This window comes from Mesorhizobium sp. P160219, assembly GCF_057786095.1.
Window position 1 is genome coordinate 2619368 of record NZ_JBYNWG010000001.1, and the last position, 26048, is coordinate 2645415.

The 26048-nt window shown below is 63.2% G+C and carries 26 protein-coding genes; 5 read left to right on the top strand and 21 right to left on the bottom strand.

Annotated elements, in window-relative coordinates; genetic code table 11:
• Positions 1-167 precede the first annotated feature (167 nt).
• The 14 genes from AC3EMP_RS12520 to AC3EMP_RS12585 all read right to left on the bottom strand — a co-directional run bounded on the left by AC3EMP_RS12520 (position 168) and on the right by AC3EMP_RS12585 (position 13264).
• Positions 168-785, bottom strand: coding sequence for a sarcosine oxidase subunit gamma (locus tag AC3EMP_RS12520; protein ID WP_023735622.1), 618 nt, complete (start codon positions 783-785; stop codon positions 168-170).
• Positions 778-3759, bottom strand: a complete 2982-nt coding sequence (locus AC3EMP_RS12525) for a sarcosine oxidase subunit alpha (RefSeq protein WP_352842590.1) — start codon at positions 3757-3759, stop codon at positions 778-780. Before AC3EMP_RS12525 ends, AC3EMP_RS12520 begins: the two co-directional genes overlap by 8 nt.
• A 199-nt stretch (positions 3760-3958) precedes the next feature.
• A complete protein-coding gene (locus AC3EMP_RS12530; protein WP_023684437.1) occupies positions 3959-4234 on the bottom strand; it encodes a sarcosine oxidase subunit delta in 276 nt (91 codons plus the stop codon).
• 15 nt (positions 4235-4249) lie between these two features.
• Positions 4250-5503, bottom strand: a complete 1254-nt coding sequence (locus AC3EMP_RS12535) for a sarcosine oxidase subunit beta family protein (RefSeq protein ID WP_023668554.1) — start codon at positions 5501-5503, stop codon at positions 4250-4252.
• 36 nt (positions 5504-5539) lie between these two features.
• A complete protein-coding gene (gene glnT / locus AC3EMP_RS12540) occupies positions 5540-6847 on the bottom strand; it encodes a type III glutamate--ammonia ligase (RefSeq protein WP_023684436.1) in 1308 nt (435 codons plus the stop codon).
• A 30-nt stretch (positions 6848-6877) separates the two neighbouring features.
• Positions 6878-8206, bottom strand: a complete 1329-nt coding sequence (locus AC3EMP_RS12545; protein WP_023687061.1) for an FMN-binding glutamate synthase family protein — start codon at positions 8204-8206, stop codon at positions 6878-6880.
• A 6-nt stretch (positions 8207-8212) separates the two neighbouring features.
• Entirely contained in the window at positions 8213-8941 is a 729-nt protein-coding gene (locus AC3EMP_RS12550) for a GltB/FmdC/FwdC-like GXGXG domain-containing protein (RefSeq protein WP_352711063.1), read from the bottom strand.
• A gap of 4 nt (positions 8942-8945) precedes the next feature.
• Positions 8946-9842 carry a class II glutamine amidotransferase gene (locus tag AC3EMP_RS12555; protein ID WP_352711065.1) on the bottom strand — a complete coding sequence of 299 codons (897 nt, stop codon included), beginning with the start codon at positions 9840-9842 and terminating at the stop codon, positions 8946-8948.
• Between the two features lie 84 nt (positions 9843-9926).
• Entirely contained in the window at positions 9927-10244 is a 318-nt protein-coding gene (locus AC3EMP_RS12560) for a hypothetical protein (RefSeq protein ID WP_023668549.1), read from the bottom strand.
• A complete protein-coding gene (locus AC3EMP_RS12565) occupies positions 10241-10930 on the bottom strand; it encodes a hypothetical protein (protein ID WP_023704841.1) in 690 nt (229 codons plus the stop codon). The genes AC3EMP_RS12560 and AC3EMP_RS12565 overlap by 4 nt, the downstream gene beginning before the upstream one ends.
• Before the next feature lie 42 nt (positions 10931-10972).
• Positions 10973-12367, bottom strand: a complete 1395-nt coding sequence (locus tag AC3EMP_RS12570) for an APC family permease (RefSeq protein WP_023668547.1) — start codon at positions 12365-12367, stop codon at positions 10973-10975.
• 14 nt (positions 12368-12381) lie between these two features.
• Positions 12382-12543 carry a hypothetical protein gene (locus tag AC3EMP_RS12575; protein ID WP_023668546.1) on the bottom strand — a complete coding sequence of 54 codons (162 nt, stop codon included), beginning with the start codon at positions 12541-12543 and terminating at the stop codon, positions 12382-12384.
• Between the two features lie 27 nt (positions 12544-12570).
• Positions 12571-12948 (bottom strand): hypothetical protein, encoded by a 378-nt coding sequence (locus AC3EMP_RS12580; RefSeq protein WP_023668545.1) that lies wholly within the window; start codon positions 12946-12948, stop codon positions 12571-12573.
• A 28-nt stretch (positions 12949-12976) separates the two neighbouring features.
• A complete protein-coding gene (locus AC3EMP_RS12585) occupies positions 12977-13264 on the bottom strand; it encodes a hypothetical protein (RefSeq protein ID WP_023668544.1) in 288 nt (95 codons plus the stop codon).
• 283 nt (positions 13265-13547) lie between these two features.
• Between AC3EMP_RS12585 and AC3EMP_RS12590 the strand changes: the two genes are divergently transcribed.
• From AC3EMP_RS12590 to AC3EMP_RS12605, 4 genes are read left to right on the top strand one after another with little or no spacing between them, the layout of a single operon-like run.
• Positions 13548-14681, top strand: coding sequence for an aminomethyl transferase family protein (locus AC3EMP_RS12590; protein WP_023668543.1), 1134 nt, complete (start codon positions 13548-13550; stop codon positions 14679-14681).
• 42 nt (positions 14682-14723) lie between these two features.
• Entirely contained in the window at positions 14724-15320 is a 597-nt protein-coding gene (locus AC3EMP_RS12595) for a dimethylamine monooxygenase subunit DmmA family protein (protein ID WP_352711067.1), read from the top strand.
• On the top strand, positions 15317-16282 hold the full coding sequence (locus tag AC3EMP_RS12600) for a PDR/VanB family oxidoreductase (protein WP_023687064.1): 966 nt from the start codon (positions 15317-15319) through the stop codon (positions 16280-16282). The genes AC3EMP_RS12595 and AC3EMP_RS12600 overlap by 4 nt, the downstream gene beginning before the upstream one ends.
• 9 nt (positions 16283-16291) lie before the next feature.
• A complete protein-coding gene (locus AC3EMP_RS12605; RefSeq protein WP_023687065.1) occupies positions 16292-17332 on the top strand; it encodes a heme-dependent oxidative N-demethylase family protein in 1041 nt (346 codons plus the stop codon).
• A gap of 122 nt (positions 17333-17454) precedes the next feature.
• On the opposite strand, the gene AC3EMP_RS12610 is transcribed toward AC3EMP_RS12605, so the two are convergent.
• Positions 17455-18165: a helix-turn-helix domain-containing protein gene (locus AC3EMP_RS12610; protein ID WP_023687066.1), complete on the bottom strand. Its 711-nt coding sequence runs from the start codon at positions 18163-18165 to the stop codon at positions 17455-17457.
• Between the two features lie 265 nt (positions 18166-18430).
• Between AC3EMP_RS12610 and AC3EMP_RS12615 the strand changes: the two genes are divergently transcribed.
• Positions 18431-19789, top strand: a complete 1359-nt coding sequence (locus AC3EMP_RS12615) for a trimethylamine monooxygenase (protein WP_023704844.1) — start codon at positions 18431-18433, stop codon at positions 19787-19789.
• Positions 19790-19936: 147 nt separating this feature from the next.
• Here the strand turns inward: AC3EMP_RS12615 and AC3EMP_RS12620 are convergent, their stop codons facing one another.
• The 6 genes from AC3EMP_RS12620 to AC3EMP_RS12645 form a co-directional block, all read right to left on the bottom strand.
• Positions 19937-20626, bottom strand: coding sequence for a hypothetical protein (locus AC3EMP_RS12620; RefSeq protein WP_488494621.1), 690 nt, complete (start codon positions 20624-20626; stop codon positions 19937-19939).
• Between the two features lie 154 nt (positions 20627-20780).
• The gene (locus AC3EMP_RS12625; protein WP_352597330.1) at positions 20781-20918 is read right to left on the bottom strand and encodes a hypothetical protein; all 138 of its coding nucleotides are present in this window, start codon (positions 20916-20918) and stop codon (positions 20781-20783) included.
• 4 nt (positions 20919-20922) lie between these two features.
• Complete coding sequence (locus AC3EMP_RS12630) at positions 20923-21702, bottom strand: hypothetical protein (RefSeq protein ID WP_352711069.1); 780 nt, start codon at positions 21700-21702, stop codon at positions 20923-20925.
• Positions 21703-21709: 7 nt separating this feature from the next.
• A complete protein-coding gene (locus AC3EMP_RS12635) occupies positions 21710-23689 on the bottom strand; it encodes an ABC transporter permease (protein WP_352597331.1) in 1980 nt (659 codons plus the stop codon).
• Positions 23686-24765, bottom strand: coding sequence for a quaternary amine ABC transporter ATP-binding protein (locus AC3EMP_RS12640; protein WP_023709925.1), 1080 nt, complete (start codon positions 24763-24765; stop codon positions 23686-23688). Before AC3EMP_RS12640 ends, AC3EMP_RS12635 begins: the two co-directional genes overlap by 4 nt.
• 70 nt (positions 24766-24835) lie before the next feature.
• Positions 24836-25810 carry an ABC transporter substrate-binding protein gene (locus tag AC3EMP_RS12645; RefSeq protein ID WP_023709924.1) on the bottom strand — a complete coding sequence of 325 codons (975 nt, stop codon included), beginning with the start codon at positions 25808-25810 and terminating at the stop codon, positions 24836-24838.
• Positions 25811-26048: the final 238 nt, after the last annotated feature.

The following is a 26048-nucleotide window of genomic DNA, read 5'->3' on the forward strand; positions in this document are numbered from 1 at the left end:
CCATCTTCTCCCCGTAAACGGGCGAAGCTGTCGTCGCCGGCTTCGCCAATCGCCAACGTTGCAGGATGAGCGCCGAGGCTGCGGCCAGCTTCTTTCTCCCCGTCACTATACGGGGAGAAATGCCCGGCAGGGCAATGAGGGCGGCGCCAACATCTGAAACTATCGAGCTAAAGCTCCTCGGAATGCTCGATAGCCACACCATACTCCGCAGCCGAATCCAACATCGTGTGCCACAGACTTTCGGCAAACGTCGCAAACACCAGGATGTTGAACACCGCCTGCCCATCCGCCTTGTCACCACCACGCCAGAGCGTGACGCTGGTGTGATCCATCGAAGTCGCGGCAGCAGCGCCAACCGGAAACGCATCGGGATGCAAATCAATCGACGACAGTTTCGCCAGCATGGCGCGCGCCTTGGGGCCGCAGACGCTGATCAGCACGCGGGCATGCGATTGGTCGGATAGTGAGGCGGAAGATGCAAAGGTCTGAGCGAGCACCTCAGTCCTGCCACCCTTCGACAGGACAAAAAACTGATCCGGTCCCGACCAGATCAGCGTCGCATCCGCGGTGCCAACCGCCTTCGGCGTTTCCGGAGCCGCGACGCCGAAACGAGCGTTCGCGGCCTCGGCCAAATCACCCGCCTTGCCGCGCCGTGCCATCACCTGGACGAGGTCGAAATTGCGGATCTCGGCCAACGACACACCGGCATCGCCTTGCACGCCGTAAGCGCCAGGAGCGAGCGCGCGCTCGAGCGGGCTGCGAACATCCCAGGAAAAATCAGCCACGCTGGCGCCCTCCATCGGGATCGTAGAAGACGGGGTTGCAGAGCTCGACATCATAGTCTTCACCGCGCAGCGGATCATGCGCATGGACGATCTCGCCGATGCGTTCGCGGCCGCGCTCGACAAGGCCGAGACCGATCCACTGGTCGAGCGTCGGCGAGAAGCAGACCGAGGTGACGTAGCCCTGGTCGTTATCAGGCCCGGGCGTCTGGCCCTTCGGGATGATGTGCGCGCCGGAGCGCAGGCGGCGCGCCTTGTCGACCGGCTTGATGCCGACCACGACCTGCCGGTCCGGCGCCACCAGCGCCTCGCGGCCGGCCATGACGCGACCGATGAAATCCTTCTTGGTCGACATCATCTTGCCGAGACCGAGATCGGCGGCGGTCGTCGTGCCGCTCAGTTCCGGTCCGGCGACATGGCCCTTTTCAACGCGCATGACGCCGAGGGCTTCTGTGCCATACGGCGTCACGCCGAACGGTTTTCCCGCCAGCATCAAATTGCGTGCCATCGCTTCACCGTAACGCGCCGGCACCGAAATCTCGAACGCCATCTCGCCGGAGAAGGAGATGCGGAACAGCCGCGCCTTGATGCCGCCGCGCAAAGCGACTTCGCGCACGCCCATGAATGGAAAACCTTCGTTCGAAAGGTCCTCGGCAGGGTCGACGATTTCCTTCAACAGGTCTCGCGTCCTTGGCCCGGCAATCGAGAATTGCGCCCACTGGTCGGAGACCGAGGTCAGTTGCACGTCGAGTTCGGGGAATAGCACCTGCCGGCAGAATTCGAGATGCTGCATCACCAGCCCGGCCTTCGCCGTGGTCGTGGTGAGGAAATAATGGTCCTCGGCCAGCCGCGAGGTCGTGCCGTCATCATAGACGAGGCCGTCCTCGCGCAGCATCAGCCCGTAGCGGGCTTTTCCCACGGCAAGGTTTGAGAAGGTGTTGATGTAGACGCGGTCGAGGAAGGCGCCGGCATCGGGGCCGTGCACATCGATCTTGCCCAGCGTCGAGACATCGCAGAAGCCGACGCCCGAGCGCACCGCCTTGACCTCGCGGGTGACCGATTCCAGCCAGTCCTTCTCGCCCGCGCGCGGATACCATTGCGCGCGCTTCCACAGGCCGGTGTCGACAAAGATCGCGCCTTGTTCGGCCGCCCAGTGATGCGACGGCGTCAGCCGCGTCGCATGGAAATTTTCGTCGCGATGGTGGCCGGCAAAGGCGCCGATGGCGACCGGCACGTACGGCGGGCGATAGATGGTCGTGCCGGTCTCGGGAATGGATTTGCCCGACACCGCCGCCATGATGGCGAGGCCGGCGACATTGGACGTCTTGCCCTGGTCGGTCGCCATGCCGAGCGTGGTGTAGCGCTTCAGATGCTCGACCGATTCAAAACCCTCGCGCTGCGCCAGCTCGATGTCGGACGCGGTGACGTCATGCTGCTGGTCTACAAAGGCCTTGCCTTTGCCGGCGACGTGCCAGAGCGGGGTCAGTGAGAAGGACTCGTCGCCGGCAACAGCTGCAGAGCCCGGATTGCCATTGCGTCCCGCGTCCCGCGCCGCTGCGGCGCCGGCCTCGAAACCTGCGCGCAGGCAGGCGCCTAGCCCGAAGTCGCCGTTAGCCGCACCTGCGGCGACCATACCGGGCGGCGCGCCGTCCGGCACGAAGGCGGCGATGTCGTCTCGCCATTTCGGCCGGCCGCGATGGTAAGAGGTGAGCCCGACCGCCGGATTCCAGCCGCCGGAAACGGCAAGCCCGTCGGCCTCGACCTCGGCGCGCGCGCCGCCGGTCAGCGACACCGCTATTTTTCTTACGCCGTCCTTGCCGCCGTCGACGCCGCTGACCGAACCATGCAGCACGGTGAAGCCGTTCATGGAAGCGAGAGAACGATGGGCAGGCGAGACGTCAGGCCGCGCGTCGATCACCGCCGCGATCTGCAGCCCGGCGCCGAGTGCCGTCTCGACCGTGCGCCAGCCATCCTCATTGTTGGTGAACAGCGCGATCCGCTTTGCCGGCGTCGCCGCATAACGTGTGACGTAGGTGCGGATGGCGGACGCCATCATCACGCCGGGCGTGTCATTGCCGGCAAAGACGATGGGACGCTCAATCGCGCCGGCGGCGACGACGCAGCGCTTGGCCACGATGCGCCACAGGCGCTGGCGCACCTGATGCTCGGGCGGCACCGGCAGATGATCGTTGACCCGCTCGATCGCGCCATAGGTACCGCCGTCATAGACGCCGAACAGGGTCGTGCGGGTCATGATGCGGACATCCGGCATCGAGCTGAGCTCGGCCAGTGTGCGCGACAGCCACTCCGCGGCCGGCAGACCGTCGATCGTGCCGCCATCCGACAACAGACGGCCGCCGGGCGCAAAATCTTCTTCGCACAGGATGACGCGCGCACCGCTGCGGCCTGCAGCGAGTGCGGCGGCGAGACCGGCCGGACCAGAGCCGGCGATCACCACATCGCAATGCGCCCAGGCCTTGTCGTAGTGATCCGGATCGGGGGTGACCGCCGCGCGACCCAGACCCGCGGCGCGTCGGATCGCCGGCTCGTAGACCATTTCCCAGAATTTTGCCGGCCACATGAAGGTTTTGTAGTAGAAGCCGGCGACGAAGATCGGTGCGAACAGCTGGTTCACCGACATCACATCGTGGCGCAGCGACGGCCAGCGGTTCTGGCTGGCCGCTTCGAGGCCTTCATAGAGTTCGGCCGTCGTGGCCTTGGTGTTGGCCTCGCGCCGTGCGCCGGTGCGCAGTTCGACCAGCGCGTTGGGTTCTTCCGAGCCCGCAGTCAGAATGCCGCGCGGACGATGGTATTTGAACGAGCGGCCGACCAGCTTGACGCCATTGGCGACCAGCGCCGACGCCAGCGTGTCGCCCTGGAAGCCGGAGAGGCTCTTGCCATCGAAGCGGAAGTTGAGCGGCGCCGAGCGGTCGATGAGACCGCCGGATGTGAGACGATGGGATTGGCTGGAACTCACGATGGCCGGCCTCTCATCGATCCAATGCCAGGCGGGACCGTCGCGCTCTTCACCCTCCCCCTTGTGGGGGGGGTCGCTGCGCAGCAGCGGGGTGGGGGTGCGGCACCGACCCCCACCCGGACCTGCGGTCCGACCTCCCCACAAGGGGGAGGTAGGGGGCTGGCGCTTTTCGCGACGGCTGTGGTCTCGACAGAATAGCTCATGTCTCCACCTGGCTCGCACCAGCCCCCGCCGCCGGTTCCACCGCCGAGATCTCGTGCGTCAGCGTGTTGCGGGTGACCTTCAGCCAGGCCCGGCAGCCACCGCCGTGATACCAGTTCTCTGCCATCACGCCGGCGATGTTGTCGCGCAGATAGACATAGTCGTAGACGGCATCTTCGCCGGCATCCGCCGCCGGCCGTACAGGCTTGGCATCGCCGAGATAGCTGAACTCGCCGAGTTCGCGTTCGCCGCAGAAAGGACAGGTGATACGCATCTTGTTCCGGCCGCCTCAATGCAGGTTCGGTTGGGCGCCTTGGCCCTTTTCGTCGATCATGGCGCCGCGCTGGAAGCGGTCGAGCCGAAACAGCGCCGCCTCCTTGTGCGTTTCGTCACGCGCCAGAAGATGGGCAAAGACGAAGCCGGAACCGGGCGTCGCCTTGAAGCCGCCATAACACCAGCCGGCGTTGAGGTAGAGCCCGTCGACCGGTGTCTTGTCGATGATCGGCGAGCCATCCATCGACATGTCCATGATACCGCCCCACTGGCGCAGAAGCCGCACGCGGCCGATCATCGGGATCAGCGCCATGCCGCCTTCGCAGACATCTTCCATGACAGGCAAATTGCCGCGCTGGGCGTAGGAATTGTAGCCATCGATGTCGCCGCCGAAGACCAGCCCGCCCTTGTCCGACTGGCTGACATAGAAATGCCCGGCGCCGAAGGTCATGACGCCGGGGATGAGCGGCTTGATCGCCTCCGAGACGAAAGCTTGCAGCACATGGCTTTCGATCGGCAGGCGCATGCCCGCCATCGCTGCGACACGCGACGATGACCCGGCGACTGCCATGCCGACCTTGCCGGCGCCGATCTTGCCGCGCGACGTCTCGACGCCAGTCACCTTGCCGTTGCCGTCCCGGACAAAGCCGGTGACCTCGCAGTTCTGGATGATGTCGACGCCGAGTTCGCTCGCCGCATGGGCATAGCCCCAGACCACCGCGTCATGCCGCGCGGTGCCGCCGCGGCGCTGCAGGAGGCCGCCCTGCACGGGAAAGCGCGCATGGTCGAAATTCAGGAACGGCAGCATCTTCTTCAGCGCCGCCTGGTCGAGCAGTTCGGCATCGATGCCATTGATGCGCATGGTGTTGCCGCGCCGCGCATAAGCGTCGCGCTGCGCATCGGAATGATAGAGGTTGAGGACGCCGCGCTGGCTGACCATGGCGTTATAGTTGAGGTCCTGCTCCATCCGCTCCCAAAGCTTCATCGAAAGCTCGTAGAAGCCGGTATTGCCGGGCAGGCCGTAATTGGAACGGATGATGGTGGTGTTGCGGCCGGCATTGCCGGAGCCGATCCAGCCCTTTTCCAGCACGGCGACGTTTCTGATGCCGAACTCGCTGGCGAGGAACCAGGCGGTGGCGAGCCCATGGCCGCCGCCGCCGATGATCACAACATCGTAGTGGTCCTTGGGCGCCGCATCGCGCCAGGTGCGCTGCCAGTTCTTGTGGCCGGAAAGGGCAGCACGGGCGAGCGAGAAGATCGAATATTTCATCAGGTCATTCCGAGGTCGCTCGCACCGCTAGGACGATTATATGTCCAGCGTGTGGTCGCGCTCCCATTGCGTGAAGTGCGAAGCATAGGAATTCCATTCCTGTTGCTTCAGCTTTAGATAAGCCGACGAGAATTCCTCACCCAGCGCCGCCTTGAGCGATTTGTCCTTGTCGTATTCGCGAAGCGCGTCGAGCAGGTTGAGCGGCAGCTTCGGCGCGCCCTTCACAGTGTGACCGTTCTGGTACATGTCGATGTCGTAGCGCTTGCCGGGATCGGCCTTGGAGCGGATGCCGTCGAGACCGGCGGCAATGATGACGGCCTGCAGCAGATAAGGGTTTGCGGCGCCGTCCGGCAACCGCAGCTCGAAGCGGCCGGGGCCGGGCACGCGCACCATGTGAGTGCGGTTGTTTCCGGTCCAGGTCACCGTGTTCGGCGCCCAGGTGGCGCCCGAAATGGTGCGCGGCGCGTTGATGCGTTTGTAGGAGTTCACCGTCGGGTTGGTGATGGCGGCCAGCGCCGAGGCATGTTTCATGATGCCGCCGAGGAAATTCTTGCCCTTGGCCGACAGGCCGAGTTCCATCGCGTTATCGGCAAAGACGTTGACCTTGCCGGCCTTGTCCCAGACCGAAATATGGGCGTGGCAGCCATTGCCGGTCAGGCCCTGGAAAGGCTTTGGCATGAAGGTCGCGCGCAGGCCGTGTTTCTCGGCCACCGACTTGACCATGAACTTGAAGAAGGAGTGCTTGTCGGCGGTGGCGAGCACATCGTCGAAAGCCCAGTTCATCTCGAACTGGCCGTTGGCGTCCTCATGGTCGTTCTGGTAGGGGCTCCAGCCCAGCGCCAACATGTGGTCGCAAATCTCGGCGATGACATCGTAGCGGCGCATCACCGCTTGCTGGTCGTAGCAGGGTTTTGAAGCCGTGTCGTATTTGTCGGAGATGACGCTGCCGTCCGGCGAGATCAGGAAGAACTCTGCCTCGACGCCAGTCTTGACATGCATGCCGTCAGTGGCGGCTTCCGCGATCAGCCGGCGCAGCGTGTTGCGCGGCGCCTGCTCGACTTCCTTGTCGTCCATGATGCAGTTGGCGGCGACCCAGGCGACATCGGGCTTCCACGGCAGCTGGATCACCGAATCCGGATCCGGCACCGCCAGCATATCAGGATGCGCCGGCGTGAGGTCGAGCCAGGTGGCGAAACCGGCGAAGCCGGCGCCGTCCTTCTGCATGTCGGCGATCGCCTGCGCCGGCACCAGCTTGGCGCGCTGGCCGCCGAACAGGTCGGTGTAGGAAATCATGAAATATTTGACGCCGTTCTCTTTGGCGAATGCGGCGAGATCGTTCCCCATTATAGTTCCTCGCTTATTTTGATGTGTTTTTTAGAAGCCGTTTTTCCCCGGTATCCAGTTGGTGCCGGCCAGCGGCACGCCAGCCATGGCGGCGGCTTCGATGGTGAGGGCTACGAGATCCTCGGGCTCGAGATTGTGCAGGCTGTTCTTGCCGCAGGCACGCGCAATGGTCTGCGCCTCCAGCGTTATCACCTTGAGGTAGTTCGCCAGCCGCCGTCCGGCGGCGATCGGATCGACCCGCTTCATCAGTTCGGGGTCCTGCGTGGTGATGCCCGCGGGGTCGCGACCCTCGTGCCAGTCGTCATAGGCGCCGGCGGTGGTGCCGAGCGCATTGTATTCGGCCTCCCAGCGCGGGTCGTTGTCGCCGAGCGCGACGAGCGCTGCCGTGCCGATCGACACCGCGTCGACGCCGAGCGCCAGCGCCTTGGCGACGTCGGCGCCATTGCGGATGCCGCCCGACACGATCAGCTGCACCTTGCGGTGCATGCCGAGATCCTGCAGCGCCTGCACCGCCGGCCTGATGCAGGCAAGCGTCGGCTGGCCGACATTTTCGATGAATACTTCCTGGGTGGCCGCCGTGCCGCCCTGCATGCCGTCGACGACGACGACATCGGCGCCGGCCTTCACCGCAAGTGCTGTGTCGTAATAGGGGCGGGCGCCGCCGACCTTGACGTAGATCGGCTTTTCCCAGTCGGTGATCTCGCGCAGCTCGAGGATCTTGATCTCGAGATCGTCCGGCCCGGTCCAGTCGGGATGGCGTGAGGCCGAGCGCTGGTCGATGCCCTTCGGCAGCGTGCGCATTTCGGCGACGCGGTCGGAAATCTTTTGTCCCAACAGCATGCCGCCGCCGCCGGGCTTGGCGCCCTGGCCGACAACGACTTCGATGGCGTCGGCACGGCGCAAATCCCTGGGGTTCATGCCGTAGCGTGACGGCAGGTACTGGTAGACCAGTTGCTTGGAATGGCCGCGCTCTTCCTCGGTCATGCCGCCGTCGCCCGTGGTGGTCGACGTGCCTGAGAGCGTAGCGCCACGGCCGAGCGCTTCCTTGGCCGGGCCGGACAGCGACCCGAAGCTCATGCCGGCAACGGTGATCGGGATTTTCAGCTCGATCGGCTTCTTGGCATAGCGCGAGCCCAGCACGACCGACGTGTCGCACCGCTCGCGATAGCCTTCCAGCGGATAGCGCGAGATCGAGGCGCCGAGGAACAAAAGGTCGTCGAAATGCGGCAGCTTGCGCTTGGCCCCGGCGCCCCTGATGTCATAGATGCCGGTCGCCGCCGCGCGGCGGATTTCGGAAAGCGTGTAGTCGTCGAAGGTCGCGGATTTGCGCGGCGTCGTCGGCGGGTTCTTGTAGGTCATGCTGCCTCAATACGCGTCGGCGTTGTCGATATTGAAATTGTAGAGCGTGCGCGCCGAGCCGTAGCGCTTGAATTCCGACGGCTTGACGCCGGTGACGCCGGCGCGGTCGAGCAGTCCCTGCAGCAGTTCGATATGCTCGGGCCGCATCTCCTTGGCGATGCAGTCGGCGCCCAGGCTTTCGACCTTGCCGCGCACGAACAGCCGCGCTTCGTAGATGGAATCGCCAAGTGCGTCGCCGGCATCGCCCAGCACCACCAGATTGCCGGACTGCGCCATGAAGGCCGACATGTGGCCGATATTGCCGTGCACGACGATGTCGATGCCCTTCATCGAGATGCCGCAGCGCGAGGATGCGTTGCCCTCGATGACGAGCAGCCCGCCCTTGCCGGTGGCGCCGGCATACTGGCTGGCGTCGCCCTTGATGACGATCGAGCCCGACATCATGTTTTCGCCGACGCCAGGTCCGGCCGAGCCGTGCACGGTGATGGCAGCGCCGTCATTCATCCCGGCGCAGTAGTAGCCGACGCTGCCGCGCACATCGATGCTGACCGGCTGGTCGACGCCGACGGCAACCGAATGGCTGCCCTTCGGGTGCAGCACTTCCCACGCCGTTTCGTTGGAGCCGGGCGTCAGATTGTGAAGCGCCTGGTTGAGCTCTCGCAGCGACGACACATTGAGATCGAAGACCCGGGACGCCTGGTCTTGCGCCGCCTTCGAAAGTTTGGTTGCCGGCATGGGCTCAATGCTCCCAGAAATAGACGGTTGCGGGTTCCGGTTCCCAGACCCTCGCATTGTCTATGCCGGGCAGTTTGGTCAGCGCGCGATATTCCGAGCCGAAGGCGACATACTGGTCGGTCTCGGCCATGACGGCGGGCTTGCAGGCGATCGGATCGCGCACCACGCCGAAACCGTTCTTGGTGCCGACGACGAAGGTGAAGAAGCCGTCGAGGTCGGACAGCGTACCTTCCAGCGCCTCGCCGAGGTTCTTGCCATGCGCCATCTGCGAGGAGAGATAGGCGGCGGCGACCTCGGTGTCGTTCTCGGTCTCGAATTTCATGCCCTCCCGCACCAGCTCACGCCGCACATTGTTGTGGTTGGACAGCGAGCCATTGTGCACCAGGCACTGGTCGGCGCCGGTCGAGAACGGATGCGCGCCCATAGTGGTGACGGCCGATTCCGTCGCCATGCGGGTATGGCCGATGCCATGCGTGCCGGTCATCGAGCGGACGTCGAAGCGGTCGACGACCGCTTCCGGCAGACCGACTTCCTTGTAGATTTCCACCGCTTCGCCGGCGCCCATGATGCGCACGTCGGGGCGGATTGACTGCAGCGCTTCGCGCGCGGCATCGACCTTGTCGGGCGCGGTTCTCAACACTGCATGGGTGGACTTCACCGCTATGCTCACCGGCGGGCCGATGGCCTTCGCGAGTTCGGCGTCGAGGCCGCGGAAATCGCGCTCGGGCTTCGCGGACTGGATGGTGATCTTGGCTTCATTCCTGGAAGGCGCGCCATAGATGGCAATGCCGGCGCTGTCGGGGCCGCGATCGCTGAGCGATATCAGCATCTGCGACAGCATCGAGCCGAGCTGCGGCTCAAGCGACTTGTCTTTCAGAAAAAGTCCGACGATTCCACACATGTCAGCCTCCCGACGTTACCACTAGACGATGATGTATCGAATGCGTCGTGCGAATTCAATCGTATGAAAAAAATATTCCTGTAGTTACGTATCCGGCTCGATGCGGCCTTGTGAACTATCGCCGCCGTCGCGGGCGCTGTGAATCCATGTGGCGGTGCGGATGCGGGCTATTCTGTAGGCATCGAGGATCGACAGCGCATAGATCAGGAAGCCGCCGGCGTGGCGGCCGACGAAGCTGGCATCGGCCGGCGCGATCTTGGCCGTCACCCAGGCGAGGATCACCATGAAGAACAGGAACTGCAGGCCGCGCACGGGCACGCCCAGAATGACGTGGCCGCTGGCCGGTAAGACGATGGCAGCGCCGAGCACCAGATACGGGTTTGTCGGTGCGGGTGCGCTCATGCGACCTGCCTTTCCTGTCGGTTGATGGCATCGCGCAGCACTGAGGCCGAGGTCAGCAGTCTCTCGACCAGCGTTGGATCCAGCCTTGCGCCGCCGAATGCGGCCTGCCGGAACACGCCGTAGCGCGCCCGCTCGGCCTCGGCCAGCAGCCAGACGATGCGCACGCCGTTCGGGGTGATCAAGAGTTCCTTGGCGCGGCCTTCGGCAAAGATGTCGAGATGGCTGGCGATCAGGTTCTGCGGAAAGCGCGCCGCCCTGAGGTCGGTTCGCAGCACGGCTTCAGCCGGAAATCCCGGAGCCTTCGGCAGCGTATGCTGAAGATGATCGAAATTGGAGAAGGTCGTCGGCGAGCCCGGCCGCATCATCATGTCGAAGGTCGCCGGCACCGCAACCGGCTCTGTGATCGTGACACTCAACCATCGCGCCGGCAGCTTTCGCGTTGCCAGCGTGTCGACGATGGTGCGCAGCTGCACGCGCTGTCCGTTCCATGTGCCGGCCCAGGTGACAACGCCGGCTGTGCCATCGGAGACATCAACGGCATCTGTGATGACGGTCCGGATGCTGGCTGCCTCGGCTGCAAGATCAGCCTTGGCCTTTTTGCGGCTGGCGCGCGTATGCCAGGCGAGGTGCAGGACGAGAGCCACGGCGACCGCCCCGGCCAGCAATGCTGTCGTCACGTCAGACACCTCGTCACGCCATGCCCGCCCAGACCGGCAGGCCCTCTCCTGTCAATAGCCCTGCGGCTTCGGCCACGGCATGGTGAACTGGTCGCCGCGGCGCACATAGCGGTAACGGTAGAAGTGGAACCACAGCGAGATCAGGAAGTAGAAGGCGACCATGGCGATCAGCTGCGTGCCGTAGCCGAGGAAGATCGCAAAGAAGGTCACCACGCAGAGGCAAAACAGCACGATCGCCGGGATCGGGTGGAACGGGTGCGTATAGCCGCGGCGGATCGTGCCCAGCGGCCACTTTTTGCGGAACATCATGATGTTTATGCTCATGAAGGTGTATTGCAGCACGCCCGACAGGATTGAGAAGGTGATCGCCTGGTTGAGGTCGGCGATGAAGGCGAAGGCGAGCGCGATCGGCAACAGGAACAGGATCGAGCGATAGGGCGTGCGGTATTTCGGGTGCACGGCCGAGAACCATGTCGGCAGATAGCGGTCGCGTCCAAGCGAGAACCACGCGCGGGCCGCATCGTTGATACAGCCATTGGCCGACGCCAGTGCCGCGAGCAGCGTGGCGACGAACAACAGGTTTTCCAGCAGCGGGCTGCCGGTCAGCTTGCCGGCGTCCCACAAGGGATAATAGGTGATACCGAGGTACTCCCAGGGCATCAGCGAGGCGCAGACATACCAGGTCATGGCGGCGGCGATCAAAAGCGTGATCATGCCGGCCATGGTGCCGTAAGGCAGCGAACGCGCCGGCGAGCGCACTTCCTCGGCGGCCTGCGTGGTGCCTTCGATGCCGAGATAGTACCAGATGCCGAACTGGAAGGCCGCGATGACGCCGATCCAGCCATAGGGCAGCGCATTGCCGGGGGTGACCAGTTCGTTGAGCTTCAGCACAGCACCCTGCGTCCAGGGGCTGACCGAGAAGAACAGGATAACGATCGAGACATAGGCTATCGCCGTGATGACGAAGTTGACGTTGAGCGTCATCAGCACGCCGCGATAGTTCAGCCATGCCAGCACGACGATGGTGGCGGCAATGAAGGAGTTGTGGGTGAGCCCTTCGACGCCGGCCTTGGCGACGATGGTGTCGCCGAGCAGGATGGCGTCCGAAACCTCCAGCATGGTGTAGGCAAAGACCAGGAACAGCGCGACGTTGAAGGCCATCAGCGGCCCGACAATGTGCTTGGCCTGCGCGTATTGGCCGCCGGCGGCGGCAACCGTCGATGTCACCTCGGAGTCGATCATGGCGACCGAAGTGTACAAGAGCCCGACCACCCAGCAGACGATCAGCGCCGCCAGTGCGCCGCCCTTGTCGGCCGAGAAATTCCAGCCGGTGAATTCGCCGACCAGCACGATGCCGACGCCAAGCGCCCAGACATGGGCCGGGCCGAGCACGCGTAGCAGTGAAACCCTGTCGCCGTGTATTGCCGGTTCAAGCGTGATCGTCATTGTTCAATCCCCACTCAGATCCGGTGTTTTTCGGAAGCGGCTTCAAGCTCGCCTTCGCGCGAGGAAGTCAGCACCTCCTCGGAATAGGTCGTGTCGATCTTGAACCAGTCGTAGAGCATCCACAGCGCAAGCACGACCGAGATGCCCCACGATGCGTAAGAGAGTGCGACCCACATGAGCGTGCTTCCCCAAAATCTCTGGCGTTACTTGTCGTCGAACTTTTCGTTGATGACGTCGCGATATTCGCGGTCGGAGGCGCGGAACAGGAAGACGAAATAGCCGATCAGCACCGCCGCCATGATGATCAGCGTCGGCCAGTCGATGATGTAGTGGAAGCGGTTCTGGATGATGTCGTGCGCGGTCTCCGGCGTATAGCCGAGCTTTTCCCAGATCGAGGCCATGGTCGGGTTCTGTCCCAACGCTTCCCAGGTTTTGGCATCGAGCGCGTCGATGGATTTCGCCGCACCCGCCAGGCCGAGTTTCAATGGCAGCCACAGCGCCACGAAAATGGCGACCACGACGACCACGATATCGAAAATCTGCCCGGCCTTGCCTTGTTCCGGCGGCGTGTAGCGCGACATGACTTCTACCCCTCAGGACGTTCTGTTTTCAGGACTTGCGGTTGCGGGCCGCGTCGGCGTTCTTGATGTCGAGACCGTAGATGAAGTCCTTGTCTTCCTTGTAGTGATTGACCATCGCCAGGATGGCGGCCGTATTGAAGATCAGCACGGCGGCGGCAGCGATAGCGACGACGATCTTGATCCCGGTGTCCGGGATGTAGGGCCATGTCATGACAAGCACGAAGAGGATCGTCGCCCAAAGGCAGATGATCAGGAGCGCGGATCCGCGCAGGTCGGAACGGTACAGCGCTTCGATGCGCTGCTGCAGGTCTGACATCGGTTTCCCCTTTTCCAGCGCCCGACCCCGAATTGGCCGCCCGCTGCCCTCTTTCAACAGAGTGAAATTTTTTTCATAAATTCGGGCCGAATCCAGCAATTGTCAAGCCGATTTTACGTTGGGTTAACCGTTTGTCCCCAGCCGCGAATTTTGCCTGACAATGAAATTATTTGCTTCCGGGTATTGCGGCATCAGGACGTTTGCGATCAATATTCGACCAAATGCTCCCGCCTCGCGCAGGGAGCCGGGAACACAATAGAATTTTCGAACGGAGGATTTGCGGATGACGGCATCCTGGAGATTTTCGACCCTGGCGGATCGCCATCGCGCGTTAGGCTCGAAGCTCGAAGACTGGAGCGGCATGGGCACCGCCTGGACCTACGACAAGGACGCCGACGAGGAATACACCGCCATCCGCACCAGGGCCGGGCTGATGGATGTGTCGGGCCTGAAGAAGGTTCACATCACCGGGCCGCACGCCTCACACCTCATCGACCTGGCAACGACGCGCGACGTGGAGAAGATCTATCCCGGCAAGTCGGCCTATGCCTGCATGCTGAACGAGGCCGGAAAATTCACCGACGACTGCATCCTCTACCGCACCGGGCCGAACGCCTGGATGGTGGTGCACGGCTCCGGCACCGGCCATGAGGAATTGCAGCGCGCTTCCGTCGGCCGCGACGTATCGCTGCGCTTCGACGACAATCTGCACGACCTGTCGCTGCAGGGACCGACCGCGGTCGACTATCTCTCAAAGCATGTGCCGGGCATTCGCGACCTCAACTATTTCCATCATATGCAGACGCAGCTGTTCGGCTTTCCCGTCATGATCTCGCGCACCGGCTATACCGGCGAGCGCGGCTACGAGATATTCTGCCGCGGCCAGGACGCCGGCACGATCTGGGACAGGATCCTCGACGAGGGCAAGAGCGCCGGCATCATTCCGTGCCGCTTCACCACGCTCGATATGCTGCGCGTCGAAAGTTATTTGCTGTTTTATCCCTATGACAACTCGCAGAAATATCCGTTCGAGAACGAAGGCCCCGGCGACACGCTGTGGGAGCTCGGCCTCGACTTCACCGTCAGCCCCGGCAAGACCGGCTTTCGCGGCGCCGAAGAGCATTACCGCCTCAAGGGCAAGGAGCGCTTCAAGATCTACGGCGTGCTGCTCGACGGCAAGCAACCCGCGGATGAGGGCGCGCCGGTCTATCGCGACGGCAAAAAGGTGGGCGTGGTCACCTGCGCCATGTATTCGCCGCTGGTCGAGAAATCGATGGGCATCGCCCGCCTCGACGTCGACTGCGCGGTCAAGGACACCAAGCTCGAGATCCGCAACAAGAGCGGTTCGATCAGGGCGACGGCGCAGCCTCTGCCCTTCGACGATCCCAAAAAGACCAAGCGCACGGCGAAAGGCTGAGGCACAATCGACAGCGAGGGGTTTCGAGGTACGAAGTAGAGAATGGCAGCCAAAACGATCATCAGCCGGCCCATTTACGGAACCCTGTCCCCGCAGCCCGGCAAGCATCATCTTTTCGTGGCGGATGCGGAAGGCGCGCTGGCGATCGTCGATATGGCAAGGACGGCGCCCCCCGGCTTCTTCGACGGCGCCGAAATCGTCTTCATTCCCGGGGCCGACGGCAAGCACGTTGCCGCTCTTGAGGCACTGAAGTCCGCGCAATTTCATGTCGCGCCAACCTTCGCCAGCCTGCTGCCCCGGCTGAAGCAGACGCTTGCCAACGCGCATATGGGCCTGCGCCTCTATCTCGCCGGCACCGAAGGGCTGATCGGCCAGGCCATGCGCGTGGCGCTCGAAGCCGGCATCGATCATACCTCCATGCAGACCGAGCATCGCGGCTCATTGGCGCGGCGCATGCAGTGCGTGCATTGCAAAGGCATCACCGAAAATGTGACGACGCAGCCGGCCACCTGCGCGCATTGCGGCCTGCTGCTTCTGGTGCGCGATCATTATTCGCGACGGCTGGCAGCATTCCAGGGCGTCTGCATAAATGCCGAGGATCGCTCGGAGATCCCTCCCATAGAGGAGGTCTTCCCATGAGCACCGGCACCACCAAGCTCGATGTCGTCGTCAGCGACGTCGTCCCGGTCAACGAACTGGTGACGCGCTTCCATTTCCGCCGCCGTGACGGTGAGCTTTTGCCGACCTTTTCCGGCGGCGCCCATGTCGTGGTCGAGATGCGCGATGGCGACCGCACAAGGCTCAATCCCTATTCGCTGATGGGATCGCCGCTCGACACCCGCGAATACACCATCTCGGTGCGCCGCGACGATGTCGGCCGCGGCGGCTCGTTGTTCATGCACCGGAGCGTCAAGCCTGGCCTGGAGATGGTGGTCAGCTACCCCGTCAATCTGTTCTCGCTCGACCTCAGGGCAAAGAAGCATCTGATGCTTGCCGGCGGCATCGGGATCACGCCGTTCATGGCGCAGACCGCGCAGCTCGCCGGGTCCGGCGGCAATTTCGAGCTGCACTACACCTGCCGCACCGCCTCGCTCGGCACCTATGCCGATGTGCTGCAGGAGCGCTATGGCCGTCGCGTCCGGCTCTATCACGACGACCGCGACGAGCGCATCGAACTCGACCGTCTCTTGTCCTCGCAGCCGCTCGGCACCCATCTCTATGTCTGCGGCCCGGCCGGCATGATCAACTGGGTGCGCGAGCGCGCTGCGGCTCTCGGCTGGCCGGCGGAGACCGTGCACTACGAGCATTTCGCGGCACCCCAGCCCGGCCTGCCGTTCGACGTCACACTTGCCGTTAGCGGCAAGACCATCCGCGTCGGCGAGCAGCAGAGCCTGCTCGAAGCGATCGAGGCCGCCGGCGTCGATCCGCCCTATCTCTGCCGCGGCGGTGTCTGCGGCCAGTGCGAGACCAACGTCGTCTCGTATGACGGCAAGTTCATCCACAACGACCACTGGCTCAGCGAGGAAGACCATCGTTCCGGCTGCAAGATCATGCCGTGCGTGTCGCGCTTCGAAGGCAAGTCGCTGGTCCTGGAAAGATAGGAGGCCAGCTTGGGCATCACCTTTCGCAAGGAAACGTTTCGGGACGATTTCACCTTCAGGAACAGCCCGGAACACATCAGGCGGTTTCCGTTCCCGTTCCACGAAGACGCCTACATGTATGCGGTCAACATCGAGCCGCATGTGGTTGGCCCCAAGGGCAGCGTTCTGGAAAACCTGATCGACGTCGACGAGCACTATGTCGCCGAGATGCAGGACCGTGCACTGGTGCTGGCCGACGATCCGCTGCGCTGCCAGTCGCTGCCGCATATGACGCTGGCCGGCTGGGACCTGCTCGAACTTTTGATGGAGCAACAGGCACTTGGCTATCCCGAGCATTTCACCCTGACCCGCGACGGCGACCGCTGGCGCTGGATCAACCGGCCGCTCGGCATCGACGACACCTTCACCTTCGGCGACACCTCGACACTGCCTTACGGGCCGATGGAGTACATCACCCGCCAGAGCCAGGGTGATTTCTGCATTCTCGATCAGCGCGACGGCAATCTTTGGATGGACGCCGGCATGGTCACCACTCAGGCCGACTGGTCGCTCGATTTCGACATCGGCATGAATTTCTTCGAATGGCACGCGCCGGTGCCGCTGGCGCATGAGAAGGGGATTTTCGTCAGGGCGCTGAAGTTCCTCACCAACATCCAGCAGGGCAAGCCGGCGCGGCGTCTCAACTGGACGATGACCATCAACCCGCGCCTCGACACCAGTCCGGAGAATTACCACAAATGGGGCCCGGACCGCGCGACGGTGACGCCCGAAAATGTCGGCGACAAGGTGCATCTGCGCGTCGAACTGCAAAGCTTCTGGCGCCTGCCGCGCTCGAACGGCATCGTCTTCCCGATCCGCTGCTATCTGATCAAGATGGACGAACTGGTGACACAGCCGAAATGGGCAAGGCGACTGCACCGGGTGATCCGGGATTTGCCGGAAGAGCTGGCCACCTACAAGGGCCTGACGCGGTATCGGCCGACATTGGTGGAATGGCTGTCGAAGCTGGATGATGGCAGTGCGACGTCACCGGGGTTCGGGCCGGACTAAAGGCCCCCTCATCCGGCCGCTGCGCGGCCACCTTCTCCCCGAGCGGAGAAGAGATCGCCAGCGCTGACGCCAGACTCCTCTCCCCTCGGGGCAATCCGGGTGAGCGGGCTGCGGCGGTCCGACTACCCCGCGCTCTGCGGATAGCAAATAATCGACAGATACCGCATCGGAAGTTTCGTCAGTTGCTCCGGCCCGTGCGGCGCGTCGGCGTCGAAGAACAGGCTGTCGCCCGGCTTCATCGGATAGAGGTTGCTGCCGTGCCGGTACACCACCTCGCCCTCCAGCATATAGAGGAATTCCATGCCCTCATGCTGGAAGGTCGGGAACACATCCGAATCCTCGGTCAGTGTGATCAGATAGGGTTCGACGACGACGCCGCTGGTGTTGGAGCCGATATGGCCGAGCAGATTGTATTGATGGCCGGCGCGGGTGCCGCGGCGTTCGACATCTAGCCCTTCGCCGGCCTTGACGAAGACGGCGCTGCGCTCTTCCTCGAATCGCCGGAAGAAGGCGGTGACGGGAACGCCGAGCGCCCTCGACAGCGCCTGCAGTGTGGTCAGCGACGGCGAGGTGATGCCGTTCTCGATCTTCGACAGCATGCCCAGCGAAATATCGGTGGCGACGGCGAGATCGGCAACGGTGATGCCGAGCTTCTTGCGGAAGGCGCGCACCTCGCGCCCGATCGCCACCTCCAGCACTTTTTCGCGGGTGTCGCGAATGGCATGCGGGTTCTGCGTCAGCGGCGCGCGGATGGTCTTCCCGTCCACGGATGCCTTCGCCGGTGGCTTTGCCCTTGTCGAAGCAGTCTTGGAGTCGGAACTTGTCTTCGCCATCTCGCCCCCGAATCCCCATGATTATTTCACTCCAGGTGAACATATTCGGTGCCGATACAGAAACGCAACCGCGCAGCAAGCCCGTTAAGTCGAATGGTGTCCGCACCGGATTTGCGCCGTCATCCGTTTCCGGAAATCCGCTGGGGCGAAACGCGGTTTCTCCACAAGGCCTGTTGACAGCATCCAAGAGGCAATTACTGTCCTGTGAGTGAAATTTGTTTCGTAAGAGCAATTCCAAAAATCGAATGACACCGGGAGGCCTGCCATGAAAACGCGCGTTGCCGTCATTGGAGCGGGGCCATCCGGTCTGGCCCAGCTCAGGGCCTTCAAGTCGGCTGCCGACAAGGGCGCCGAGATCCCCGAAATCGTCTGCTTCGAAAAGCAGTCGGACTGGGGCGGCCTGTGGAACTACACCTGGCGCACCGGCCTCGACGAGCACGGCGATCCCGTCCACGGCTCGATGTACCGCTACCTCTGGTCGAACGGACCGAAGGAGTGCCTGGAATTCGCCGACTACACGTTCGAGGAGCATTTCGGCCGCCCGATCGGATCCTACCCGCCGCGCGCGGTGCTGTGGGATTACATCAAGGGTCGCGTCGAGAAATCAGGCCTGCGCGAATGGGTACGCTTCAACAGCCCGGTGCGCATGGTGACTTTCTCCGACGAGACGAGGAAATTCACCGTCACCGCGCATGACCGCACCAACGACGTCACCTACTCCGAGGAGTTCGACAATGTCGTCGTCGCCTCAGGGCATTTTTCCGTTCCCAACGTTCCCTATTTCGAAGGCTTTTCGACATTCAACGGCCGCATCCTGCACAGCCATGATTTTCGCGACGCCATGGAGTTCAAGGGCAAGGACATACTGATCATCGGCCGCTCCTATTCTGCCGAGGACATCGGCTCGCAATGCTACAAATACGGCGCCAGATCTATCACCTCCAGCTACCGCTCCAAGCCGATGGGGTTCAAATGGCCCGAGAACTGGAAGGAAGTGCCGCTGCTGCAGAAGGTCGTCGGCAAGACGGCGCACTTCAAGGATGGCACCACCAAGGACGTCGACGCCATCATCCTGTGCACCGGCTATCTGCATTCCTTCCCGTTCCTCACGGAAGAGCTGAAGCTGAAGACCGCCAACCGCATGTGGCCGGACGGGCTCTATGAGGGCGTCGTGTGGGAGAAGAACCCGAAACTGTCCTATATCGGCATGCAGGACCAGTTCTACACTTTCAACATGTTCGACGCCCAGGCCTGGTTCGCCCGTGACGTCATCATGGGCCGCATCAAGCTGCCGTCGGTACAGGCGATGGCCGAGCACGGCGCCAAGTGGCGGGCACGCGAAGAGACGCTGGAAGACGCCGAGCAGATGATCTGGTTCCAGGGCGACTACACCAAGGAATTGATGGACCAGACCGACTATCCCGGCTTCGACGTCGAGGCGGTCAACCAGACCTTCATGGAGTGGGAGCACCACAAGGCGGAAGACATTATGAGCTTCCGCGACCACGCCTACCGCTCGCTGATGACCGGCACCATGGCGCCATCGCACCATACGCCCTGGCTGCAGGCGCTGGACGACTCGATGGAAAGCTATCTCCAGGTGAAGGGCGTGGCGGCGGAATAGGTCGGCGTGATGCAAAACAATGCGCCGGCACCGGCCCAGTTTCAATTCAGAGGGTAGTCGGGAGCCGCATCGGTCTCCGTCACCTTGACCCAGACCAATTCGCTATAATAGGCGCCCTCCGGGCCGGTGCCGTACATGGACAGTCTGTCAGCCATCAGCAGATGTGTCATGTCTTTGAGTGCCCGGCCGGTCGGCTCCTCGGGCCAGGCGAAGACGCCGTCGGTTTTGGCGCCGAACCTCACATCGGTGCATCCGAAATCGATCTCGACCTTCCACGACAGCAACGGCCTGATATCGCTGAGCGGCGGGCGCGGCGGATCGGGCTGCTCGAAGTGATGGTCGACCGAGAACTCTCGTCGGCACTGCCGGCGTGATGCCTTTGGCTTTGAAGGAGGCGATGGCGTCGTCGCCAAATCGTGCGAGCAGGCCAGCGTGCCATAACCGGTAGGTCGCGCGGAAAAAGCCGCTGACCCGGATAGATTTGCCATCGTTGTTGAAGACGTTCACAGCGGCGTAGAAACGGCGCAGTCGTGGCGCCAGCGCCCGCCAGTCGCATTCGGCCGGTGTCCCCGGCGTCGCGATGAAATCGTCAAGCAGATCGCTGCCGCGCACATTGGCGTTCAGCACCGTGCAATCCTCACCATGGATATGCCAGTGCCGCCGGAGCTCGGCTGCTGCGATGCCGGGCTTGCGCAGCTCTTCCACCGAGGCGCGAACCCGAGCAATCGCGTAGGACGTAGCCGCATCCAACGTCTCAAACCCCGAAACCACATGCTCGCCGGTCTTGGCCATGTCGAAGACGACGACAGTAAAAGGCGGTTCGCGCTGATCGGGCATTCGGCAGCAAGCTCAGGCTGGTCGAGGATGAAGCAGCTTTCCGCGCGAAAATGCGTCAAAGTCAAGAGCTGGAGCGCGGCCTGCCATTTCCAGAAGAGGCGAACTCCAGAAGAGGCGAAACCGTCTATCCGAGCCGTGCTTGAGCTTTCGCGGCTCAGGGGTCGAAGACCGACCGCGATGATGTCGATGGCAGGTTGTTGCCAGCCCGCGACAATGCCGCGACGTTGGACAGTGCGACCAACACTTCCTGGCCGAGATCGCGTGTGCCGGCCACGGGGCAGGTGATGATCATCACTTCAATCCAGCGGATAGTCGGGAGGCGCCTCCGTCTCGGTCACCTTGGCGGTTAGTATCTCGCAGTCGTTGGCCAAGTCGGGGCCATCGCCGCGCATGGCCATCATGTCGGCCATCAGCAGGAACTGCATGGTTCTGAGCGCCCAGTCGGTGGGCTCTTGCGGCCAGGCGAAGATTCCGGCGGCGTCGCCGCCGAACTTCACGTCATGGCAGACGAAACCGACCTCGACCTTCCAGGATCGCAGCGTCACGCCTGGCGGCGGGTAGGGCGGGTCGGGAAGCTCGAAGTAATTGGCGACCATGAGCTTCGTCGGCTCCGCCGGCTCGATCCCCTTGGCCTTGAAGGCGGCAATGGCGTCGTCGCCAAAGCGCTCGAGGAGGCCGTCTCGCGTCAGCCTGTAGGTCGAGCGAAAGAAGCCGCCCGCCCAGACGGATTCGTTGTTGCCGTTGGAGATCAGCAGCGAGGCGCGGAAGCGGCGCAGCCTTGGCGCGAGCGGCATCGACGGCGTCGCAATGAAATCGTCGAGTAGATCGCTGCCGCGCACTCCGGCGTTCAGCACCGAACAGTCTTCGCCATAGAGGTGCCAGAGCTGGCGAAGCTCTGCAGTGGCGATGCCGGGCTCGCGCAACTCCTCCACCGAGGCGCGAACCCGCGCAATGGCGTAGGACGTCGCCGCCTCCAGCGTCTCAAACCCCGAAACTACGTGCTCCCCGTCCGGCTCGCCGGTCTTGGCCATGTCGAAGACGAGTACGGCAAAAGGCGGTTCGCCGGGATTGGACATTCAACAATTATCCTAGTCTTGCCCGCGCCTTCGCCGTCCAGGCATTGAACAGCCGGTCTGCGACGATGCCGATGAAAGCGATGGCGAGACCCGCGACAATGCCGCGTCCGGAATCGGCCTTGGACAGCGCGATGAAGACCTCCTGGCCGAGGTCGCGTGTGCCGACCATTGCGCAGATGATGATCATCGCCAGCGCCATCAGGATCGTCTGGTTGACGCCCAGCATGATTTCGGGAAGCGCCAGTGGCAATTGTACCCGAAAGAAGGTCTGGCGCGGCGTGCAGCCGGAAACCTTCGCCGCCTCGATCAGCGCCGGCGGCACTTGCCGGATGCCGTGATTGGTGTAGCGGATCGCCGGCACCACGGCGAAGGCGACCGTGGCGATCATGGCGGTGACGTCGCCGACCCGGAACAGCATCACCACGGGAATGATGAAGCAGAAGGACGGCAGCACCTGCAGCGTGTCGATGATGGGCGTGACGATCTTTTCGAAGCGGTCGCTGCGCGCGGCCATCAGACCGATCGGGATGCCGATCAGGCAGGCGATGAAGGCCGAGATGCCGCAGAGATAAACCGTCGCCATGGTCTTTTCCCAAAGGCCGGTGACGGCGCAGAAGGCGGTCAGCGCGGCGACGAGGGCGGCGAGACGCAGGCCACCGAACTGGTAGCCGGCGAGGCCGAGCAGGGCCACCGCGCCGAGCCACGGAAAGCCTTCGCAGAAGGCGCGCAGCGGGTTCAGTACATTGAGGATGAGCGCCACGCGAAACGCTTCGATCACGTCGAAGAAGTTGATCGTCACCCAGTTGACCGCCGCCTTCCACAGTGGCGCGGTGGTCAAGGTGATCGCCTTCGGCACCGCTGCGAATGCCGGTACGAACAGGCCGAGCAGCGTCGTCACGACCAGGATGGCGATGGCCAGCGACAGATTGGGATAGCGCCGCCAAAAGCTCTGGTTCGCCTGCCGTTGAACGTGGCCCTTCGCCTGTTTGTGGGCGATGGCTTGGCTCAACCGGTCGAGCCCGATGGCGAGTGCCACAATGGCGAGCCCGGCTTCCATCGCTTCGCCGACCTTCAGCGCACGCAGCGCCAGCAGCACGTCGTAGCCGAGGCCGCCGGCGCCGATCATCGAGGCGATGATGACCATGTTGAGCGCCAGCATGATCACCTGGTTGACGCCGACCATCAGCGTCGGCCGCGCCGATGGCAGCAGCACGCGCCACAATTTCTGCCGCGCCGTGCAGCCGGCCATCTCTGAGAAATCATCGATCTCTGACGGCACCCGCGACAGACCCAGCATCGTTGCCCGCACCATCGGCGGCGTGGCGAAGATGGCGGTGGCGATCATCGCCGAGACCGGGCTGTTGCCGAACAAAAGCAGCATCGGGATGAGATAGGCGAAGGTCGGGATGGTCTGCATCAAATCGAGGGCAGGGGAGATGATCAGCCGCTCGGCCCATGGCTTGCGCCACGCCCAGATGCCGGCGAACAGGCCGGTGACGATGCAGAACGGCACCGCGATGGAAATCAGCGCCAGCGTCAGCATGGCGCTGGTCCATTGGCCGAACAGCGCGGTGTAGAGGAAGCAGCCGCCGACCAGCATGCCAAGCTTTCTACCGCCCGCGGCGTGCCCGGCGATGAAGGCGGCGGCGCAGACGCCGATCCAGGACAGGCGCGGCAGGACATAGGCATCGGCACCGTGACCGATCTTGAAATTCTTGGCCAGCAGGTCGAGCGCGAAATCGAGGGGAACGCCGAGCACCGCAGTGATCGAGCGGGTCAGCCAGGACAAGTTCGACTTGATCCAGCGCATCAGCGCACTGACCCAGTCGGCGACGGGAACGACCGCATCGGCCGGATAGTCGACCGCCCATGGCAGCCTCTCCTGCAGCAGGAATACCACCAGCACGGCGGCCAGCGCCAGCGCCCAGATCAGCAGCCAGCGCTGAACCGGTGGCCTCGTTTGGCTGGCGCTTGCAGTCACCGTCATGCGCCGGCTCTTTGCTTGTCGATGCCGGCCAGCAGTCCGATCACGGCTTGCGGCGTCACCTCGCCGATCGACTTGCCGCTGCCGTTGACCACCGCGAACGGTTTTCCCGAAGCGACGATGCTGGCCGAGAAGCTGGCGATCCTGGCGTCGGGCGAAACCGTGCCGCCATGCTCGGAGCCATCCAGGGCACGCATCAGGCTGCGCGCCGAAATCACCTTGGCGCGGTCGACATCCCGGGTGAATTCGGCGACATAGTCGGTCGCCGGATTGACCACCAGTTGCTCCGGTGTGCCGATCTGGATGACCTCGCCGTCCTTCATGATGGCGATGCGGTCGGCCAGCCTGATCGCCTCGTCGAAATCATGGGTGATGAAAACGATGGTCTTGTGCAGCATGGTCTGCAGCCGCATCAGCTCGTCCTGCATCTCGCGGCGGATCAATGGGTCAAGCGCCGAGAACGGCTCGTCGAGGAACCAGATCTCCGGCTTGGTCGCGAGGCTGCGGGCGATGCCGACGCGCTGCTGCTGGCCGCCGGAGAGTTCGCGCGGATAGAAATGCTCGCGGCCGCGTAAGCCCACGAGATCGATCACCTCCCGCGCTCTCGCTTCGCGCGTCGGCCGGTCCTGGCCCTGGATACTCAGCGGGAAGGCAATGTTCTCCAGCACGTTCAGATGCGGCAGCAGCGCGAAATTCTGGAACACCATGCCCATGCGATGGCGCCGCAGTTCGATCAGCGCCGAATCGGAAATCTTGAGCAGATCGTTGCCTTCGAATTCGACCTTGCCGTGGGTCGGCTCGACCAGCCGCGACATGCAGCGCACCAGCGTCGACTTGCCGGAGCCGGACAGCCCCATAATGATGAAAATCTCGCCCTGGCGGATTTCGAGATCGACGGCGCGCACCGCGCCGACCAGTCCGGCCGCGGCGATGTCGGCCATGCTGGCCTTGCCGTCACGCTCGCGGATGAAGCTGGCCGCGTTCGACCCGAACAATTTCCAGACATTGCGGCAGGCAAGCTTTATCGGCCGCACATCCTTGGGCGTGCCAGTTGCCTGCGGTTCAGTCGCTTCCGTCATCCAATGGTCCTTCTGGAAAATGGAGATAAGACCCGGCCGCTAGGGCCGGGTCTGGCTTCCAGTCAGGCGATCACTGCGCCCAGGCTTTCCAGTCGGCTTCGTGGGCGGCGATCCAGGCGGCGGCGACATCTTCGGGCGTCTTGCCGCCGAGGTCGATCTCGCCGCTCATCTTGTTGAGCTCATCGGTATCGATCGTGTACGCCTTGGCCACCTTGTAGGCGACCGGCCATTTGTCCTTCATGCCGGACCAGGAGTATTTCCAGATTTCGCCATGCGGTTTGCCGCAATCATATTTGGCATCCGGGTTGGTGCCCCATTTCGGGTCGGTGTAGCACTCGGGCGTATACTCCGGGAATTCGACCCACTCGCCCTTGTACTTGGCCGGCGCCCAATGCGGCGAATAGATCCACAGCATGATCGGCGCCTTGCGCTGATAGGCCGAGTCCAACTCGGCGAACATCGCCGCGTCGGTGCCGGCATGGATGACGGTGAAGGGCAGCTTCAGCGCCTCGACGCGCTCGTCGTCAAAGCCTTCCCAGGTTACCGGGCCGCCGAGATAGCGGCCCTTCGGCGCCGTCTCCGCCGTCGAGAACGCCTCGGCGCATTTCGGGTCCTTCAGCGCCTCCCAATTGGGCAGGCCCGGGCATTTCTCCTTCATATATTCGGGAAACCACCACTCTTCCTTGGCCTTCGGCCCGAGCTTGCCCAGCCGCTCGGTCTGGCCGGTGGCGTCGGAGGCCTTCATCGCCTCGCCGGCCGTCGTGTCCCAGAACTCCAGGCCGACATCGAGGTCGCCATTGGTGAGACCGGTGGTCAGGCTGGAGAGGTAGTCGGCTGTCGGATATTCGACGGTATAGCCGAGCTTTTCGAGGATACCGCCAAGGATCTTGGCGTTGAGATTGACGCTGGTCCAGTCGAACAGCGCGATCTTGATCGGGTCGTTGGATTCGGGTGCTGCTGCCTGGACCGGCGATGTAAGCGAACTTGCGGTGGCAAGCGCAAAGGCTCCCATTGATAGGTTCGAAATCACACTGCGAAATGACATGCTTGTTCTCCTGTCAAACCATGTGGAAATTTCTTGATCGTTCCCTTCTTGCGTCTTTTCTTGATTGTGTTGGAAAGGCGGGTCGTTACGCAAGCTCGTTCGCACCAAGCCAGTGCCGCAGCCGCAACTTGCGCAGGCGAAATGGTTGCTCGACTTGGCGTTTATGTGATGCCGGGCGGGCCCGCGTCATGGCATCGGATGGATTGCTGCGTGAGCAATCGTCAACAGATCGATCGCC